Below are 17,679 nucleotides of genomic sequence, written 5' to 3'. Positions count from 1 at the left end.
GGCCGCACCCTGCCGACCCCGGCCGGGCGAATGTTTCAGCCTGGCCGCCTTAACCAGCCCGGCCTGCCCAATTCAGCCTCGCCGGCGTTTGAGGCGCGGGGTCTGGGGCGGAGCCCCAGGGGGTCCGGGCGCAGCCCGGGGCCCCGCTTGTAGCCCGTCCGGCGTTTGAGGACCGGGGCAGGGCCGGCCCTGGGAACGGTGGAAGGGCGGGTCGGGGAACTTCGGCCCGCGTAGCGGTGCAGCCGTGGCCGGGGCTGCGGGTGGGGCCGGAGGCTAGGGGCGGGTGGCGTACGCGCGGACGTCCGCGTCGGGGTCGGAGGCGGCCGTGGACAGGGCCGCCACCGCGGAGGGGTCCGGGCGGTGGGTGCGTAGGGAGAGGACCGCCGCCTTGCGGACGTCCGCGTTCGGGTCGGACAGGGCTAGGGACAGGGGCGGCACCGCAAGGGAGGGAGGGGACGAGGACAGGCCGGCGGCAGCCCCCGCGCGGACTTGCCACGCGGGGTCGGAGAGGGAGGCGACCGCACTCGCCGTGTGGCCGCCGGTGGAGGCGACCGAGGTCAGGGCCGCCGCCCGGACCAGTGGGTCGGGGTCCGACAGGAGCGGGGTCAGCGCGGAGCCGGCGCGCAGGGTGCCCAGGGCCTTGGCCACGGCGACGCGGACCTCCCGGGAGGAGTCCCCGGCGGCCGGAGTCAGGGGGGCCACCGCGTCCACCGAGACCAGCGCCCGTACCGCCTGGATCCGGACGTCCACGTCGGCGTCCCGCAGGGACCGCTCGTAGAGGCCGGGCTCCCCGAGCCGCAGGACCCGTAGGGCTTCGAGCGCCGCCGACCGGACGGCGGGATCCGGCACCGCGAGGCCCGCCCGGAGGGCCGCGGCCAGGGCGGGGTCGGGTTCGAGCACCTCCAGCAGTTCGCGCAGCGCGGCCGCCGCGGCCGCGCGGACCGCCGGGTCGGGGTCGGCGAGCCGTGCCCCGAGGGCGGGACCGGCGCCCGCCGGGACGGTTTCGCCGAGCACCGCCACCGCCGTGGCGCGGACCGCCGGGTCGGGGTCGTCCAGGTAGGGGAGGAGGGCGGGGAGGTCCGGGGTTTCCTCCGCGAGGGAGAGGAGCTCCAGGATCCGGGGCGAGCCGGGCGCGGATCCGGTGTCCCGGCCGGCCGGGGCGGGGGCCGCCGCCGGGCCTCCGGCCAGGGCCACGCCGACCAGTTCGACCTCGCCCAGGTGCCGGGAGGGCCCGCCCGGCGGGGTGAACTCGGCGACCGGGACCAGGTAGGGGTCGACCGGGCGCGCCGTGAACTCCATCGCCCCGGACGGGGACTTGCGCAGGTCCAGGTGGTGCAGCCAGCCCGCGTCATCGCGCTCGGGGTGGTCGAGGCGTTCGTGGTACAGCCCCCAGCGGGACTCCGTACGGGCGAGCGAGGCCCGCGCCGCCATCTCCGCGCAGTCCCGGATGAAGGAGACCTCCGCGCAGCGCATCAGCTCGTGCGGGGTCGTGGCGCCCATTTCGCCGATCTCCCGCTCCATCCGGGTGAAGGCCTCCACGGCGAGGGACAGCTTGGCACCGGTCTTGGGCGGGGCCACGTAGTCGTTCACGAACCGGCGCAGCTTGTACTCGACCTGCGGCTGCGGCGGGCCGTCCGGGTGGAGGAGGGGGCGGTAGATCAGTTCGTGGGCGGCCGCGAGCTGGTCGGCTGGCAAGTCCCCGTCGTACGGCTGGTATTGGGCGGCGTCCGCCCCCGCCAGGTCGCCGAAGACGAAGGCGCCGATCATGTAGTTGTGCGGTACGGAGGCCAGGTCCCCGGCCGCGTACAGCCGGGGCACGGTGGTGCGGGCGTGGTCGTCGACGCGTACGCCGGAGGCCGAGTGGCCGCCGCACAGGCCGATCTCCGAGATGTGCATCTCGATGTCGTGCGTGCGGTAGTCGTGGCCCCGGTTCGCGTGGAAGGTGCCGCGCGTGGGCCGCTCGGTGGTGTGCAGGATCGATTCGACGGCGGCGACGGTCTCCTCGGGGAGGTGGCTCAGCTTGAGGTACACCGGGCCCCGGTCGGAGGCGAGTTCGGCGGCGAACTCCGACATCATCTGCCCCGACCAGTAGTCGGAGTCGACGAACCGCTCGCCGTGCCGGTTGACCTGGTAGCCGCCGAAGGGGTTCGCGACGTACGCGCACGCCGGGCCGTTGTAGTCCTTGATCAGCGGGTTGATCTGGAAGCACTCGATGCCGGTGAGCGCGGCGCCCGCGTGGTACGCCATCGCGTAGCCGTCACCGGCGTTGGTGGGGTTCTCGTACGTCCCGTAGAGGTATCCGGAGGCCGGGAGCCCGAGCCGTCCGCACGGCCCCGTCGCCAGGATCACGGCCCCCGCCCGCACGGTGACGAAGGCGCCGGTACGGGTGTTGAAGGCGGCCGCGCCGATCGCCCGGCCGTCCTCGGGGGAGGTCAGGACGCGGACCGGCATGACCCGGTTCTCGATCCGGATCAGCTCGCGCATCTCGCGGCGGCGCAGCTGCCGGTAGAGGACCTTCTTGACGTCCTTGCCCTCCGGCATGGGCAGCACGTACGAGCCGGAGCGGTGCACCTGGCGGACGGCGTACTCGCCGTGCTCGTCCTTCTCGAACTTCACCCCGTACGACTCCAGGCGCTGGACCATGCCGAACCCGCGGGTCGCCGTCTGGCGGACCGTGGACTGGTCGACGATGCCGTCGTTGGCGCGGGTGATCTCGGCGACGTAGTCGTCGGGCTCGGCGCGGCCCGGGATGACGGCGTTGTTGACCCCGTCCATGCCCATGGCGAGGGCGCCGGAGTGCCGTACGTGCGCCTTCTCCAGGAGCAGCACCCGCGCGCCGGCCTCGGCGGCGGTCAGCGCCGCCATCGTGCCGGCGGTGCCGCCGCCGATGACGAGGACGTCGCAGGTCAGTTCCTCGGCGTCGGCGATCGCGGGGATGTCCATGGGGGGCCTTTCAGAGGGAGTCGAGGATGCGGCGGCGGAGCGCGGAACGGTCCGCGGTCCGCGAACGGGGGTGCGGTACGTCGATCAGCTCGCCGGAGGCGAGGAGCGCGACGCGGTCGCCGAGGTGCAGGGCCTCGTCCACGTCGTGGGTGACGAAGACGACGGTGGCGCCGCTGCCGGCGAGGACGGACACGAGCAGGTCCTGCATCCCGGCGCGGGTCTGGGCGTCGAGCGCGCCGAACGGTTCGTCCATGAGAACGGCCCGCGGCGCGGCCGCGAGGGCCCGGGCCAGCTGGACGCGCTGGCGCTGGCCGCCGCTGAGCTGGTGCGGATGCTTGTGCGCGTGCTCGGCGAGGCCGACGCGGGTCAGCCAGTCCGTGGCGATGCGGCGGCGGTCGGGCCGGGGCGTCTTGCGGATGGCGAGGGGCAGTTCGACGTTGGCACGGACCGTGCGCCAGGGGAGGAGGGCGTCGTCCTGGAACACCAGGGCCCGGTCGGCGTGCGGGCCCGTGACCGGGGTGCCGTCCTGGGTAACGGTGCCGGCGAGCGGGGGCAGGAGCCCGGCGAGGGTACGGAGCAGGGTGGACTTCCCACAGCCCGAGGGGCCGACGACGGTGAGGATCTCGCCGGGGGCGACGGACAGGTCGAGACCGTCGAGGAGCGGGGCGGAGGCGGGGCGACCGAGACGGACGTCCTTGAGGTGGAGGGCGGCGCCGGTGGGTGGGGCGGGGGCGAGGGTATTTGTGACCATGGTCCCTTCCTATGGCTGTGGCGGTATGTGAGTGCTCTGGTCCCCCCGGCGCGGGGTCCTGGATCCGGATCTGACATCGGGGGCCCGGGCCCGGCGCGTGCGGCCGGGCTGCGCGGGTGCCGCTGCGCGGGCCAAGGCCCCTGCCCCGGCTGCGCGGGTGCCGCTGCGCGGGGCGAAGTCCCCTACCCGCCCTTCCACCGTTCCCCGGGCCAGCCCGGACCCGCGCCTCAAACGCCGGCGGGGCTGGAGATGCCCCCGGGCTCCGCCCGGGAAGGGGCCCCGGGCTGTGCCCGGACCCCTGGGGCTCCGCCCCAGACCCCGGTCCTCAAACGCCGGACGGCTGGATTGGCGCGGCCCGGGCTGGATAAGGCGGCCGGGCTGAAATATTCGCCCGGTCGGGGGCGGCTGGTGGCGGCCCGGGGTCGGGGACGGGGGCGGGGTGGGGTGTCGGCCTGGACGTAGAGCGTGATTTGTGGCGCAGGTACAGCCCGAACCCTGTCAAAGCGGAACAGAGGGCGCCTAAATCATGCAGTCCAGGCCGACACCCCACCCCGCCCCCGGCACCGGCCCCCGTCCGCAGCCGGGCCGGACCCAGGCAAACCCCAGCCCCGCCGGCGTTTGAGGCGCAGGGGTCCGGGGACCGGTCCCCGGCAACGGCGCCGCACCAGACGACCGCCCCCGGAGGCCCGCAGGGCCTCACGTGCCCAGCCGAGCAGACCCGCTAGCCGCAGCCCCCGCCCGCCGCCCAGGCGCCGCCCGGGACGGCAGCCACCGCGTCAGATGCCGGCCCGTCCGCTCGACCGCCGTCGAGGTGAGCCAGCCCAGCGCACCGATCGTGGCCATGCCGACGAAGACCCCGGGGTAGTCCACGACGGTGTAGTCCTGCCAGGTCCGGTACCCGACCCCGTACTCACCCGAGATCATCTCGGCAGAGATCACGCAGATCCAGGACACCCCGATCCCGACCGAGAGCCCGCCGAAGATGCCCGGGAGGGCCCCCGGCAGGACCACGGAGAAGAGGAGCCGGGCCCGGCCGCCGCCCATCGTCAGGACGGCCTCCTCCCAGACCGGAGCCAGCGCGGACACCGCGTGCCGCGTGGAGACGAGGACCGGGAAGAAGGCCGCCGCGCAGGTGATGAAGACGATCCCCTGCTCGTTGGACGGGAAGAGCAGGATCGCCACCGGGACCAGCGCGATCGCCGGTATCGGCCGCAGGACTTCGAGGGCGGGGCCCAGCAGGTCCGCCGCGAGCCGGGATCGGGCGATCGCCGTGCCCGCCGCCACCCCCAGGAGGGCCGCCAGCACGAAGCCCGTCACGATGCGCCGCAGGCTGAAGCCGAGGTCCTGCCAATAGGAACCGATCGTCGCCCGTTCCGCGAACGCCGAGGCCACTTCACCCACCGTCGGGAACTGCTCGAAGCGCAGCCACAGGTTGACGTCCAGCGAGGTCAGCAGCTGCCAGGCGACCAGAGCACCGGCGAGCGAAGCCAGCCGCAGGAGCCGGCGGCGGGCCGTCATGACGCGAGGGCTCCCGCTTCGGCGAAGGAAACGATCCGCGCCCCGGCCCCCGCGTGCTGCTCCACGTACGCCTTCGCACCCGCCACGGTGACGAACGCCCGCAGCTCGGAGCCCTCCGCCACCCAGACCGCCTTGTCGGCGAACCAGAGCGTGCCCGTCACCGCGTCGGGGACGTAGGCCGCCCGGACGCCGCCGCCCGGCCCCGCCGCCGCGAGCGCCTTCAGCAGGGCCGCCGGAGTCTGATAGGCCTGCGTACGGTTGCCCTCCTTCAGCCACAGCTCCGGGCGGGCCGGCGCGGCCGCCGCGTACTCCTGGGTGCCCGCCGCCGCGCGCTTCAGCGGCTCCGGGTCCACGAAGGCGTCGACGTCGACGGAGTCCACCAGCTTGGCCGCCTTCAGGACCGGCACGTCCTCCTTCAGCGCCGCCAGCAGCTCGGGACGCAGGGCAGGGTCGAAGGTCGCGATGCCGTTGGCCCCGTTGTAGAGGTACACGACCTCCGCCGGCAGCCCGGTCTCCTTGGCCACCGACTCGGCGGCGGCCACCGGCCGGGTGCGCAGGTACTCGGTCGCCTTGCGCTGGGCGCGCAGGAAGTCGTCCAGGACGGCGGGGCGTTCGGCCGCGAACTTCTCACGGACGGTGACCCCGTGGAAGGTCGGCAGGTTCAGCTCGGCCCCGTCGTACAGGGCCTTGGCCCGTCCCTCGAAGGCGAGTTGGCCCGGCCAGGCCACGAACTGCGACAGGGCGTCGACGCTGCCCGCCTGGAGGGCCGAAGCACCCACACTGGGCTGCTGGTTGAGCTTCTCGATGCCCTTCTCCGGATCGATTCCGGCGCGCTGCAGGGCCCGTACGAGCGTCCCGTCGGCGGCCGAACCGACCGAGGTGGACACCTTCTTGCCCCGCAGGTCCGTCAGCGACTCCAGCTTCGAACCGGGCGCGGTGACCACGGTGTTGAGGCCGCCGCGCAGGTTGTAGCCGGTGACGGAGACGAGGTGGGTGGGCTGCTTCAGTTCCTTGCCGCGCGCCGCGTTGATGAGGAGGGGGAAATCGCCCATGGAGCCGATGTCGATCTTCCCGGCGGTCATCTGGGCGGTGATCGGGGCGCCGGTGGCGTAGTCCTGCCAGTCGACCTTGTAGGTGACCCCGTCCTTCTTGCCGCGCGCCGCGAGCTCCTGCTCGAAGTACCCGAGGGAGCGCAGGAGCGTACCTGCGGTGACGGTGTTGATGGTCTTGGACTGGTAGCCGACGGTCACGGTGACCGTCTTGGAGCCCCCGTCCGCGCCGGAGGCGCCACCGCACGCGGTGGCCAGCGGAAGGCTCAGCAGGAGGACGGGAGCGAGGGCTTTCGGAGCCAGGGCTCTCGGAGCCGGGGCTTTCGTACGCGTACGCATCGTGGGAGGACCTTTCACCGGAGCAGGTAGGGCATGTTGACGGTCACCGCGCCGGTGGGACAGCGGGCGGCGCACGGGCCGCAGTACCAGCACTCGTCCACGTGCATGTAGGCCTTGCCGTTGTCCTCGCGGATCGCGAGCGAGTCCAGCGGACACATGTCGACGCAGAGGGTGCAGCCGTCGATGCACAGGGACTCGTCGATGGTCACGGGCACGTCGCCGCGCTGGGGGACCAGAGGCATGGCTGTCTCCAGGAAGGGGGGAGGAGGGGGCTACGAGGACTTACGCGCCGCGGTGCAGCAGGCCGCTCATGGTGATCCGGTCGCCGCGGAAGCGGATGAACTCCAGGTCCACGGGCCGGCCGTCGCCGAGGTGGGTGAGGCGCTCCAGCATCAGGACGGCGGCCCCGCGCGGGGCCTGCAGGACGGCGGCGGAGTGCGCGTCGGCGTTGACGGCTTCGAGGGTGATCTCGGCGTGGCCGAGCGGCTGCCCGGTCAGGGACTCCAGCAGCCGGAAGACGTCGGTGTTCTCCAGGTCGCAGCCGATCAGGTCCGCGCCGATGTCCAGGGGGACGTACGTGAGGTCGAGCGAGAGCGGCAGCCCGTTCAGGCGGCGCAGCCGCTCGATGTAGAGCACGTCGGAGTGCTCGGGCAGGCGCAGCCGCCCGGCGACGGGGGCCGGGGCGCGGACGGGGCCGACGGTGCGGACCTCGTTGGTGACCCGGCCGTGTTCGTGGAGGGTTTCGGCGAGGCCCTGGAGCCGGTCGAGGCCGTGCGGGTACTTGGCGCAGACGATGACGGTGCCGACGCCGGGGCGGCGCTCGACGAGCTGCTCGCCGCGCAGCAGGTCCAGGGCCTGGCGCACGGTGTTGCGGCCGGCTCCGTAGTCGGCGGCGAGGGTGTCCTCCAGGGGGAGGACGCCGGTGGGGTAGCCGCCCGCCAGGATCTGGTGGCGCAGCAGGTCGGCGAGCTGTCGCGCCTGGTCCGCGCGCAGCCGCCGGCGGCGCGCGGCGGCGACCGGGACGGTGTGTTCGCGGGTGCGTTCGGCTGGCATGGCACGGAACATACCGAGGGGGCCGGGCCGGTGGTGTTGCGGCAGTGTTGCGCCACCCGCGGGTGTCCGCGTAGGGCTACGACCTGCGAGAACGGCGGGGCGACGGAAAGATCCGCCACCCCGCCGTCGGTGCTCGTCCCGCGATGTGGACTAGCGGGTGCCCACGATGCGGCCGGTGACCTCGCCGAGGCCCACGCGGGTGCCGTCGGCGCCCGGCGCCCACGCGGTGAGGGTGACGGTGTCCCCGTCCTCCAGGAAGGTGCGCTTGCCGTCGGCGAGCTCGATGGCGTCGCGGCCGTTCCAGGTGAGCTCCAGCAGCGAGCCGCGCTGGTCGGTCTCCGGGCCGCTGACGGTGCCCGAGCCGTACACGTCGCCGGTGCGCAGCGAGGCGCCGTTGACGGTCATGTGGGCGAGCTGCTGGGCGGCGGTCCAGTACATCGACGCGAACGGCGGCTGCGCCACCTCCTGACCGTTGATGGAGACGGTGATGCGCAGGTCGAAGCCGCCGGGGCGGTCGGCGCCGGAGTCCTCCAGGTAGGGCAGGAGCGGGAAGTCCCGGGCCGGCGGGGCGACCCGGGCCGCGTCCAGGGCCTCCAGCGGGGTGACCCAGGCGGAGACGGAGGTGGCGAAGGACTTGCCGAGGAAGGGGCCGAGCGGGACGTACTCCCAGGCCTGGATGTCGCGCGCGGACCAGTCGTTGAGCAGGAACAGCCCGAAGACGTGCTCCTCGAAGTCGCCGAGGGCCACGGGACGGCCCTGCTCCGAGGGGGTGCCGACGACGAAGCCGACCTCGGCCTCGATGTCGAGCTTCACGGACGGGCCGAAGACGGGCGCGGGGTCGGTGGGCGCCTTGCGCTGGCCGGAGGGGCGTACGACGTCGGTCCCGGACACGACGATGGTCCCGGCGCGGCCGTGGTAACCGATGGGCAGGTGCTTCCAGTTCGGGGTCAGGGCGTCCCCGTCCGGCCGGAAGATCTTGCCCACGTTCGTCGCGTGGTGCTCGCTCGCGTAGAAGTCGACGTAGTCCGCGACCTCGTACGGGAGGTGCAGGGTGACGTCTTCGAGCGGCAGCAGGTGCGGCTCCACGGAGGGCCGGTGACCGGGGTCGGTGACCCAGGCGGTCAGCGCGCGGCGCACGTCCTTCCAGGCGGTGCGGCCCGCGGCGAGCAGCGGGTTGAGCGAGGGCTGCCCGAGCAGTCCGGCGTACGGGGATCCGAGCGCGGCCGCGGCCGCCCCGGCGTCGAGCACGTGTCCGCCGATGCGGACACCGATGCGGCGGCGCGCCTCCCCGTCGCCGGCGGTGGCGGTGGAGAACACGCCGTAGGGGAGGTTGTGCGGCCCGAACGGGTCGCCCTCGGGGAGGTCGAGGGGGCTCTGCTGGGGCATGGGGTGCTGCCTCGCTTTCGACGCGGCCCGGGGGTGTCCCGGGGGCTGGTTGACACGTTACGGGGCTGGTGGGGCGTGCGGGAGGCCGGATTCGGGCACTATTTGTAGGACTTGTCCGAGGGGGTCCGTATCCTTGACACGTGACTTCCGCCCTCCCCTATGCACTCGTGGCCACCGACCTGGACGGGACTCTGCTGCGCGCCGGAGACACCGTCTCGGCCCGCTCCTATGCCGCTCTCGCCGCCGCCCGCGCGGCCGGCGCCCGCCACATCATCGTGACAGGCCGCCCCGTCCCGCAGGTCCGCCACGTCCTGGACGGCCTCGGCTACGCGGGGCTGGCGGTGTGCGGGCAGGGAGCGCAGGTCTACGACGCGGCGGCCGGGCTCCTCCTGCACTCCGTGGCCCTGGACCGGGAGCTGGCCGAGGTCGCCCTCGGGAAGATCGAGGCGGAGGTCGGGGAGGTCTACGCGGCGGTCAACCAGGAGGGCGTTGACGCGGAGATGCTGATAGGGCCGGGCTACCGGATGTGGCACCCCCACCTCCCGACGGTGCCGGTGGCCCGGCGGTCCGACCTCTGGACCTCCCCGATCAACAAGGTGCTCCTCCAGCACCCCCGCCTCTCGGACGACGAGCTGACGGAGATCGCCCGGGGCGTGGTCGGGGACCTGGTCAACGTCACCATGGCGGGGGAGCACACCGTGGAGCTCCAGCCGCCGGGGATCGACAAGGCGAGCGGGCTCGCGGTGGCGGCGGCGCTGTTGGACGTCACCGGGTCGTCGACGATCGCCTTCGGCGACATGCCGAACGACATCCCGATGTTCGCGTGGGCGGCGCACGGGGTGGCGATGGCGGGCGCCCACAGGGAGCTGCTCGCCGTAGCGGACGAGGTCACCCTCTCGAACGAGGAGGACGGCATCGCGGTGGTTCTGGAGCGGCTGTTCGGCTAGCCGTGCGGTGCGGCGCCGTTGCCGGGGACCAGTCCCCGGACCCCTGCGCCTCAAACGCCGGCGGGGCTGGGTTGTGCCGGCGTCGGCCTGGTGGCTGCGGGTGGGCCGGTGCCGGGGGCGGGGTGGGGTGTCGGCCTGGACTGCATGATTTAGGCGCCCTGTGCCGTACTCCGACAGGGCGCGGCGTGCTCTGGCGCCACAAATCACGCTTTACGTCCTGGCCAACACCCCACCCCACCCCGCCCCCGTCCCCGGCCCTGGCAGTCTCTGGCCGCGCCCGCGTGGTCAGTGACAGATCAGGACCACCGCTTCCGTGACGCGGCAATCAGCAGCACGGCCGGTATCAGGCCCAGCGGGAACCCGGACGGCCCCAAGATCCACCCGGCCAGCACCACCCAGCCCGCCAGGGCCCATCCCACGTAGCGCGGGACCTCCTGGCCGGTGCGGGCCATCCGCGACAGCAGGAGGCCCAGCAGGATCAGCGGCACGGCGAAACCGCCCGGCAGCGCCCAGAACAGAACCGCCGACTCGGCGTTGGTGTCCGGGTCCGCGCCCCGCAATTCGCCCGACAGCCAGCCGCTCCATTCCGACCGGGACACTACGGCGAAGAGCGCGGTGTGGAGGGCGCCGATGGACACCGCGCTGCGGCCTGCCCACAGGGTCAGGGTGCGGACGCGCGTGCTGCCGCCGGCGGACGAGGTTTCGATACGGCCAGTTCCGATACTCATAGTTCCGTATGATGGGCCAATGCAGTCTCCGAAGCAACCCACCGGCCGACCGCGCGAAACCCGCGTGGACGCCGCAATCCGCGACGCCGTACGCGAGTTGGTGCCACGCGTGGGATATGCCGGCCTCACCATGGATGCCATCGCCGCCAAGGCGGGCATCGGCAAAGCGGCCATCTACCGCCGCCACAGCTCGCGCGGCGAACTCGTCTTCTCCGTCCTCGTCCACGGGAGGAGATCGCCAGACCTGCCCGACACGGGAACGCTCACCGGCGACCTCACCGCGCTCGCCGGCCTGATCCTGGGGATCTTCTCCGATCCGGTGACCGCCGCGGCCGCCCCCGGGCTGCTCGCCGACGTGCGGCAGCAGCCCGACGTCGCGGCCCGGTTCCAGGAGACCTTCATCGCCGAAGAGCGCGCGCAGATCGCCGAGATGCTGGAACGCGCCCACCAGCGAGGTGAACTGACCGCGCCGGCGGACCCCGCCTTGGTGCACGCCGCCGTACTCGGCACCGCGTACGGCTGGCTCTTCCTCCTCGACCAGCCGCCCACTCCCGCCCTGGCGTCGCACCTCGCCGCGCTCGGCGAAGCGGCCGCCCGGGGCGATTGACCGACGTGATGGCCCGACTCCTGCTGGATGCAACGGAGTTCGCTGCGCGCAGCGGCGCACCCGGGGCCCGGCCCGGCACTGGACGCGGTCCGGACGGCGGCTCCACGATGGGGTCCCTATCCGGGTGATCGGTTGCGCCGATCGACCGGCCGCCCGACGGACGGGGACGCCCATGGACGACAGATCGCGCACGCCGCTGTTGGTGGCGGGCCTCGCGGGGGTGGCCGTCGTCGCCGTGCTCGCGAGCTTCGTCCACGGGGTCGTCGGCGGTGAGGACGAGGCTCCCCTCCGCGTGGCCGACGTGGAAGGGACCTGGACGGCGGAGGACGACAGCAGGGCTCGCCTGCTCATCCGTGCGGACGGATCGGCTGAGGTTTCGGGGGAGGCCCAAGCCAAGGGCTGCGCGGTGGTGATGTGGAGCGACGGCCGCTCGGTTGAGGCCACGTGGGTCTTCGGCGACGTCGACGAGCCCCGGACGGTGCACGTGGACCTCCCGGGTCACGAGACGGTCCCTCCGTGCAGTGTGGACCTCGTGGTCAAGGACTCGGGCATCCGGGCAAGCAGCTCGGCCCGGGCGGGAGCCGTGCCCGCCCGGTGGATACGCGGCCCTGCCCCGCGCTGACGGACGTGGGGGCGAGAGCCTCAGAGCGTGGGGTCCGCGACCTGCCAGGTGTGGCCGCCCGGGTGGGACAGGTACTGGCCGCAGCCCTCGCCGGAGCCGGTCGCCGGGCAGTCGGGGAGGGCGAGGACCGCGTCCCCGGGCCAGCGGGCCCATAGCGTGTTCCCCGGGGCCGGGTCCTCGTGGAGGACGTCCATGTGGGGCCCGGTGTGCTGGCCCAGGGAGCACCGCAGCTCCGGTCCGGCGTCGAGTACCTCCCGGAGGATTCCGGGCCGCCGGGCGAGCGCGTCCAGGTGGACGGCGGACAGCGCGCCGGAGGCGCCGCACGCGTCGCTCACGTGATCCCGCCCCGGGCGGCGGCGAACGCCAGGCAGCAGGTCCAGGCGACCGCCCCGAGGGTCACGGCAAGGGTCGAGGTCTCCTCCGCCGTACGGGCCTCCAGTAGCCCCCGCAGTGCCCGTACGGCATCCGCGACGGCCCGCCGTACCAGCGCCGCGTCCAGCAGCTCGCGGAACCGCTCCCGGTAGGCGGGGTCCGACTCGATCCGCCGCAGTTCGCCCAGCGGGCCGTCGCTCACAACAGCCCCTCCGCGCTCCGCGCGTTGCGCCGGGCCGTCTCCGCGCGGAGCCGCTCCATCGGGTCGGCGGGCCGTACGTCACGAGGCTCCGCCTCCCACTCCGGCCCGCCGCGCACGGGCCGCAGCGCCCAATAGGGGCCGGCGAGGCCCCGGAACTCCCCGACCAGGTCGCCGCGGCTGGTGTCCACCACGAGGGTTCCGGGGGCAGGAGGGTAGTCCGCTTCGCGCATGTCGGTGCCTCTCCGTAGCTGTTCCACTACCAAGCGAGTTCAGCGTGACTTAGAGTCGGACGGTCTTCAACTTGCGCAATCTGTCCGGGGAGTTGGGTGATCTTCGTTGAATCGGAAAGAGCTGGACCCCGAGAAGTCCCCAGGAGCGGCGTTTGGCCAGCGCCTGCGCGCACTGCGGGATGAGCGCGGTTGGACGCAGGACGAGCTCGCGGAGCGGATGGGGTGCTCCGGATCGCATATTTCCGCAGTGGAAACCGGTCGGCGTTCCCCAACTCATCGCTTTGCGGCAAGTGGTGACAGGGTGTTCGGGACCGGAGACCGGCTCGAACGTCAGAGTCGGGCCGTGCGCAGTACGGCGCTCCTGGAGGGGTTCCCGGAGTACGTCACGCACGAGGCGCGGGCGGCGGAGATCAGGCTCTACGAGGTCGGCGTCATGCCGGGAATCCTTCAGACCCCGCAGTACGCGACAGCCCTCAACGAACGGGCCGTCGAGCGCGGCGCGAGCACTGCAGAGCAGGCGGAGGAACGGATCTCGCTCGTAGCGGCGAGGCAGGCGGCACTTCTCCGGACTCCCCTGCCGCTGGTCTTCGTGGTGCTGGACGAGAGTTGCTTGCTTCGACCCGTGGGTGACCCGGCCACCATGGATGCCCAGTTGGCCAAGTTGATCGACTTCGCGGCGCTGCCGAACACCGTGCTCCAGATCGCACGGTTCAGCATGGGGGACCGCCGTCCACTCAGCTTGCCGCTCTACATTCTGACCATGCAGAACCGCTCCCTGGTTTCCTATGCGGAGTCCGCCCAGCGGGGGCAACTTGAGCGGGACAGCGCCTCTGTTGTGCCCTTGCTGACCGCCTACCATCAGCTTCAGGCTGAGGCCACGTCGCAAGCCGAATCGGTGGCCTTGATCCGTCAGCTACGAAAGGGCACCTCGTGACGACCGAAACCCCCCGCTGGTTCAAGTCCTCCTACAGCGAGAACGGCGGCGCGTGCGTCGAGGTCGCCACCAACCTCGTCGCCTCGCGCGGTGTCGTGCCGGTCCGCGACTCCAAGCTCTCGGACAGCCCCGTGCTGGACGTCTCCGCCGCCGCCTTCGCGGCCTTCGTGGACGGCGTCAAGGCCGTCTGACGGCCGCCGGGCCCCGGGCAGCCGCCGGGGCCCCGAGGTCGGCTACACCGCCGCCCGCGGCAGCCGGCGTTCCCACGTGCGGTGGAAGAGGACCTCGTCGCCCTCGCGGCACACCACCTCGTTCGACGTCAGGAAGCCGCCCTCGTCGCACGTGATTTCCGAGCGGGTCACCACCGAGACGTCCCAGGCCAGCTCCGGCCGGTGCAGTCGCACCGTCCAGGTGGAGTGGGTCCGGGCGGACAAGGGGTCCGACTCCTGGATCTCGTAGATCTCCAGCGCGTCCTCGCTGAACTCCAGTCCGTCGGGGTAGACCCGGGTGCCGCCGTAGCGCGGGTCGACCTCCAGGCGCCACACCCCGCGCGCGACGTCCCGTACGACCAGCCGTTCCGGCCGGGGGGCGTCCAGGGTCGCCGGGTACGAGACGCCCAAGGGCTCCGACTGTTCCGGCGCCTCGAAGAGGATGGCGTCCCCCTCGGCAGAGGCGTCGCGGACCGGGAGTTCCACCGCGCTGCCCGCCGGGTCCAGGGTCCAGCCCGCCTCCGAGCCGGCGCGGGGCCAGATCCAGGGCCAGTAGGCCGAGGAGAGGGCCAGGCGGATGCGGTGGCCGGGCGGGAAGGAGTGGCCGATGCCGTTCAGGTCGAAGACGACGTCCTCGTACGAGCCGACCGGCCACGGGACCGCCTTGTCCCGGCCCTGGCGGGCGGAGAGGTTGAGCGCGCCGCGGGTGACCAGGGTCGAGGAGCCGTCCGGGGCCACGTCGCAGAGGCGGGCCACGACCTGGCCGTACGGGACGTCCATGCGCAGGCGGAGTCTGACCACCGGGCGGCCCAGGATCTCGACCGGGGCGGAGCCGTCACCGACGGGGAACTCGAAGCAGGCCGACTTCGCGTCCTCCTCGCGCTGGTCGGGCGGCAGGTCGGCGTCGTTGCCGAAGGGGAAGAAGCGGCCCGCGTCCAGGCCCGTGTGCTGGGGGGAGGCGACGACCACCGGCGCGCCCTGGAAGGCGTAGGTGACGGGGTCGACGTTCGGCGAGGGCCAGGACGGGTCGCCGACCCAGCGGCCGGGGAGGGTCGGGTAGGTGGTCGCCGGTGGGTGGGACTCGGAGATCCAGGAGCGGAGGAGGGGTTCGGACATGACGCCGGTGTCCTTGCCCTTGAGCCAGTGGTCCCACCAGCGCAGGGTCTCCTGGAGGAAGCCGATCGCGGGGCCCGGGGGCAGTCCCCGGTCGGGGTACTGGTGCGACCAGGGGCCGATCAGGCCGCGGACCCGGTCGGCGGGCAGGGCGGAGACCAGGCGGAGCACCGTGTCGCGGTACGGGTCGTGCCAGCCGCCGACCGCCAGGACGGCCGCGCCGATCGCGGCGTAGTCCTCGCAGACGGAGCCGTGGCGCCAGTACGCGTCGCGGGTCTGGTGGGAGAGCCAGGTGTGGAGGAGGGGTTCCACCGCGCCCAGGCGTGAGAGCCACTGGTCGCGCCAGCCCTCGCCCGCGTAGAGCGGGTCCGGCGGGCGGGAGGCGAAGGCGAGCATGGTCGCCGCCCACGCGTGCATGTCCACGGCGAGGAGGGAGCCGCCCATGTAGTGCACGTCGTTGTCGAAGCGGTCGTCCGTGGAGCAGACGGTGACGATCGCCTTGAGGGGTTCGGGGGCCAGGGCGGCGATCTGGAGGCTGTTGAAGCCGCCCCAGGAGATGCCGAACATGCCGACCGAGCCCGTGCACCAGGGCTGGGCCGCCAGCCATTCGACGACCGCGACGCCGTCGGCGAGTTCCTGGGCGTCGTACTCGTCGCCCGGGTCGCCGCCGCTGTTGCCGTGGCCGCGCACGTCGACCCGTACGGAGGCGTAGCCGTGGCCCGCGTACCAGGGGTGGCGCTGCCAGTCGCGCGGGGCGGTCCAGTCGGTGAGGCGGTACGGGAGGTACTCCAGCAGCGCCGGGACGGGCTCGTCGGTGACCGGCCGCCAGATGCGGGCGTACAGCTCGGTGCCGTCCGGGAGGGGGATCCGGACGTCCTCGTGGGTGGTCCCGTAGGGGAAATCGGTACGGATGATCATCGGAGTTATCTCGCCCATCTCCTCGGGAGGGTCAGTGGACAACCGGGGTCGGCGAACAAGGGGCGTCAGTGGACCGGGTGCATCGTGCGCTTGAGCCACGGTGCGAGCGCGATCACGGCCAGTCCCACCGCGACGGCGATGGCGCCGTTGACGCCGAAGTAGGCGGGGTGGGAGACCTGGTCGTAGAGCTTGACCACCTGCGCCTGGATGCCGTTGGCCAGGGCGAGGGAGAGGAACCACAGGGCCATGGTCTGGCTGGCGAAGGCCTTGGGGGCGAGCTTCGTGGTGGCCGACATGCCGGAGGTTTCGAGGAGGACGTCGCCGAGTCCGAGCAGCAGGTAGGAGCCGACGATCCACCAGGCGGCCATCTTGTACGTGTCGCCCGTGTGCCCCGAGGTGGGGATGACCATCAGGAGGAAGGACAGGCCGCCCAGGATCACGCCGATGGCGATCTTGTTGGAGGCATGCGGCTGCTTGTGGCCCATCCGGACCCACAGCGCGGCGACGACCGGGGCCAGGAGCACCTCGAACGCGCCGAGCGCGGAGGCGTACCAGCCGGCCGGGAAGGCGAAGCCGAGGATCTCGGTGCGGGCGTTCGTCGACGCGAGCAGCATCATCGTCGAGTACGCCTGGAAGAGGATGAAGTTGAAGGCCACCGAGGCGAGGAAGAGCACGACGTAGGGGCGCAGGCGGCCGCGCTCGGCGGGCGTCACCCGGTCGCTGCGGAACATGATCGCGAAGTACACGATCGGTGCGATCACCGAGATCAGGGTGAGCAGGTCGACGAACCGGTCCATCGTCAGCCAGCCCAGCAGGGCCAGAAGAGTGGCGAGCGCGGCGAAGAGCAGGATCCCGCCGATGATCTTCATCACAGCCGAGCGCATCGCGTCGGGCGCCAGCGCGAACTCGGCGGAGTGCTTGCGTCCCGCCAGGTGGCGGCGGCCGACCACGTACTGGATCAGGCCGGCGGTCATGCCGATCGCGGCGGCCGAGAAGCCCCAGTGCCAGCCCTGGTGCTCGCCGAGCCAGGCGGTGATCAGGGGGCCGGCGAAGGCGCCGATGTTGATGCCCATGTAGTAGAGGGCGAAGCCGGCGTCGCGCCGGTCGTCGTCCGTCTTGTACAGCTTGCCGACCATGCTGGCCACGTTCGGCTTCAGCAGGCCGGTGCCGGCGCTGATCAGGCCGAGGCCCACCCAGGTCATGGCGGCGGTCGGCACGGCCATCGCGTAGTGGCCGCAGGCGATCAGGATGCCGCCCCAGAGGACGGCGCGGTACGAACCGAGGATCCGGTCGGCGAGCCACCCGCCGGCGACGGAGACGAGGTAGACCATGGTCCCGTAGGCCGCCGAGACGGAGGCCGCGGTGCCCGGATTCATCCCCAGGCCGCCGTTGGCCACCGTGTCCGCGAAGTACAGGACGAGGATGGCCTGCATGCCCAGGAACGAGAAGCGCTCCCAGACCTCCAGTCCGGAGAGCGTGGCCAGGCCCCTGGGGTGCCCGAGGAAGGCGTGGTCGTCGCCGGGCGGCGGCTGGTCGGCCTCCGGGTCGGAAGGCTCGTCTATTTCGGTAGAAGTTCTGGACAAAACGCATTCTCCGGTTGTTTCGGCTGCTCTAGAACATACCGGGGCGCATGGGGCGCCGCCCGGTCGGTACGCGGCACGTGGCCGGACGGGTGCCCTGGGTGATCGAAAACAGACCCGATACGCTGGCTTGAGTGATGGCAGCGACACATCGACAATCCGTGTGATCGTCAAGGTG

The 17,679-nt window shown here is 72.6% G+C and carries 18 protein-coding genes; 5 read left to right on the top strand and 13 right to left on the bottom strand.

Going from position 1 to position 17,679, the window contains the following annotated elements; all coding sequences use genetic code 11:
* Positions 1-273 precede the first annotated feature (273 nt).
* From OG276_RS14850 to fahA, 7 genes are all read right to left on the bottom strand, one after another.
* Positions 274-2,943, bottom strand: coding sequence for a fumarate reductase/succinate dehydrogenase flavoprotein subunit (locus tag OG276_RS14850; protein ID WP_266905627.1), 2,670 nt, complete (start codon positions 2,941-2,943; stop codon positions 274-276).
* A 10-nt stretch (positions 2,944-2,953) separates the two neighbouring features.
* Positions 2,954-3,694 (bottom strand): ABC transporter ATP-binding protein, encoded by a 741-nt coding sequence (locus tag OG276_RS14845; RefSeq protein WP_266905625.1) that lies wholly within the window; start codon positions 3,692-3,694, stop codon positions 2,954-2,956.
* A gap of 696 nt (positions 3,695-4,390) precedes the next feature.
* A complete protein-coding gene (locus tag OG276_RS14840) occupies positions 4,391-5,212 on the bottom strand; it encodes an ABC transporter permease (protein WP_266905624.1) in 822 nt (273 codons plus the stop codon).
* A complete protein-coding gene (locus OG276_RS14835) occupies positions 5,209-6,600 on the bottom strand; it encodes an ABC transporter substrate-binding protein (RefSeq protein ID WP_266905622.1) in 1,392 nt (463 codons plus the stop codon). Before OG276_RS14835 ends, OG276_RS14840 begins: the two co-directional genes overlap by 4 nt.
* A gap of 14 nt (positions 6,601-6,614) precedes the next feature.
* Positions 6,615-6,842: a ferredoxin family protein gene (locus OG276_RS14830; RefSeq protein WP_030710222.1), complete on the bottom strand. Its 228-nt coding sequence runs from the start codon at positions 6,840-6,842 to the stop codon at positions 6,615-6,617.
* 40 nt (positions 6,843-6,882) lie between these two features.
* Entirely contained in the window at positions 6,883-7,653 is a 771-nt protein-coding gene (locus OG276_RS14825; protein WP_266905620.1) for a GntR family transcriptional regulator, read from the bottom strand.
* A 150-nt stretch (positions 7,654-7,803) separates the two neighbouring features.
* Positions 7,804-9,039, bottom strand: a complete 1,236-nt coding sequence (fahA, locus tag OG276_RS14820) for a fumarylacetoacetase (protein WP_266905618.1) — start codon at positions 9,037-9,039, stop codon at positions 7,804-7,806.
* Positions 9,040-9,179: 140 nt separating this feature from the next.
* Between fahA and OG276_RS14815 the strand changes: the two genes are divergently transcribed.
* Positions 9,180-9,986 carry an HAD family hydrolase gene (locus OG276_RS14815; RefSeq protein ID WP_266905616.1) on the top strand — a complete coding sequence of 269 codons (807 nt, stop codon included), beginning with the start codon at positions 9,180-9,182 and terminating at the stop codon, positions 9,984-9,986.
* Positions 9,987-10,282: 296 nt separating this feature from the next.
* Here the strand turns inward: OG276_RS14815 and OG276_RS14810 are convergent, their stop codons facing one another.
* A complete protein-coding gene (locus OG276_RS14810) occupies positions 10,283-10,714 on the bottom strand; it encodes a DUF6463 family protein (RefSeq protein WP_266905614.1) in 432 nt (143 codons plus the stop codon).
* A 19-nt stretch (positions 10,715-10,733) separates the two neighbouring features.
* Between OG276_RS14810 and OG276_RS14805 the strand changes: the two genes are divergently transcribed.
* Both OG276_RS14805 and OG276_RS14800 read left to right on the top strand, forming a co-directional pair.
* Entirely contained in the window at positions 10,734-11,321 is a 588-nt protein-coding gene (locus OG276_RS14805; protein ID WP_266905612.1) for a TetR-like C-terminal domain-containing protein, read from the top strand.
* 172 nt (positions 11,322-11,493) lie between these two features.
* On the top strand, positions 11,494-11,943 hold the full coding sequence (locus tag OG276_RS14800) for a hypothetical protein (RefSeq protein ID WP_266905610.1): 450 nt from the start codon (positions 11,494-11,496) through the stop codon (positions 11,941-11,943).
* 20 nt (positions 11,944-11,963) lie between these two features.
* Here OG276_RS14800 and OG276_RS14795 read toward each other — a convergent pair whose 3' ends face one another.
* The 3 genes from OG276_RS14795 to OG276_RS14785 are packed head-to-tail and all read right to left on the bottom strand — an operon-like array spanning position 11,964 to position 12,747.
* Positions 11,964-12,278, bottom strand: a complete 315-nt coding sequence (locus tag OG276_RS14795; RefSeq protein WP_266905608.1) for a hypothetical protein — start codon at positions 12,276-12,278, stop codon at positions 11,964-11,966.
* Entirely contained in the window at positions 12,275-12,517 is a 243-nt protein-coding gene (locus tag OG276_RS14790) for a hypothetical protein (RefSeq protein ID WP_266905606.1), read from the bottom strand. The genes OG276_RS14795 and OG276_RS14790 overlap by 4 nt, the downstream gene beginning before the upstream one ends.
* Positions 12,514-12,747: a hypothetical protein gene (locus OG276_RS14785; RefSeq protein WP_266905604.1), complete on the bottom strand. Its 234-nt coding sequence runs from the start codon at positions 12,745-12,747 to the stop codon at positions 12,514-12,516. Before OG276_RS14785 ends, OG276_RS14790 begins: the two co-directional genes overlap by 4 nt.
* A gap of 106 nt (positions 12,748-12,853) precedes the next feature.
* On the opposite strand from OG276_RS14785, the gene OG276_RS14780 reads away from it, so the two are divergent.
* Together OG276_RS14780 and OG276_RS14775 are read left to right on the top strand one after the other, a co-directional pair.
* Positions 12,854-13,681, top strand: a complete 828-nt coding sequence (locus OG276_RS14780; protein WP_266905602.1) for a helix-turn-helix transcriptional regulator — start codon at positions 12,854-12,856, stop codon at positions 13,679-13,681.
* On the top strand, positions 13,678-13,872 hold the full coding sequence (locus OG276_RS14775) for a DUF397 domain-containing protein (protein WP_266905600.1): 195 nt from the start codon (positions 13,678-13,680) through the stop codon (positions 13,870-13,872). The genes OG276_RS14780 and OG276_RS14775 overlap by 4 nt, the downstream gene beginning before the upstream one ends.
* Before the next feature lie 42 nt (positions 13,873-13,914).
* Here the strand turns inward: OG276_RS14775 and OG276_RS14770 are convergent, their stop codons facing one another.
* Positions 13,915-15,921, bottom strand: a complete 2,007-nt coding sequence (locus tag OG276_RS14770; RefSeq protein WP_266912814.1) for a CocE/NonD family hydrolase — start codon at positions 15,919-15,921, stop codon at positions 13,915-13,917.
* A 65-nt stretch (positions 15,922-15,986) separates the two neighbouring features.
* A complete protein-coding gene (locus OG276_RS14765) occupies positions 15,987-17,504 on the bottom strand; it encodes a peptide MFS transporter (RefSeq protein ID WP_266905598.1) in 1,518 nt (505 codons plus the stop codon).
* Positions 17,505-17,679 lie beyond the last annotated feature (175 nt).

It is taken from the genome of Streptomyces sp. NBC_00086 (assembly GCF_026343255.1).
Classification (GTDB): domain Bacteria; phylum Actinomycetota; class Actinomycetes; order Streptomycetales; family Streptomycetaceae; genus Streptomyces.
Note: the sequence above shows the minus strand (reverse complement) of the source record. Positions and strands in the feature narration are given on the sequence as shown.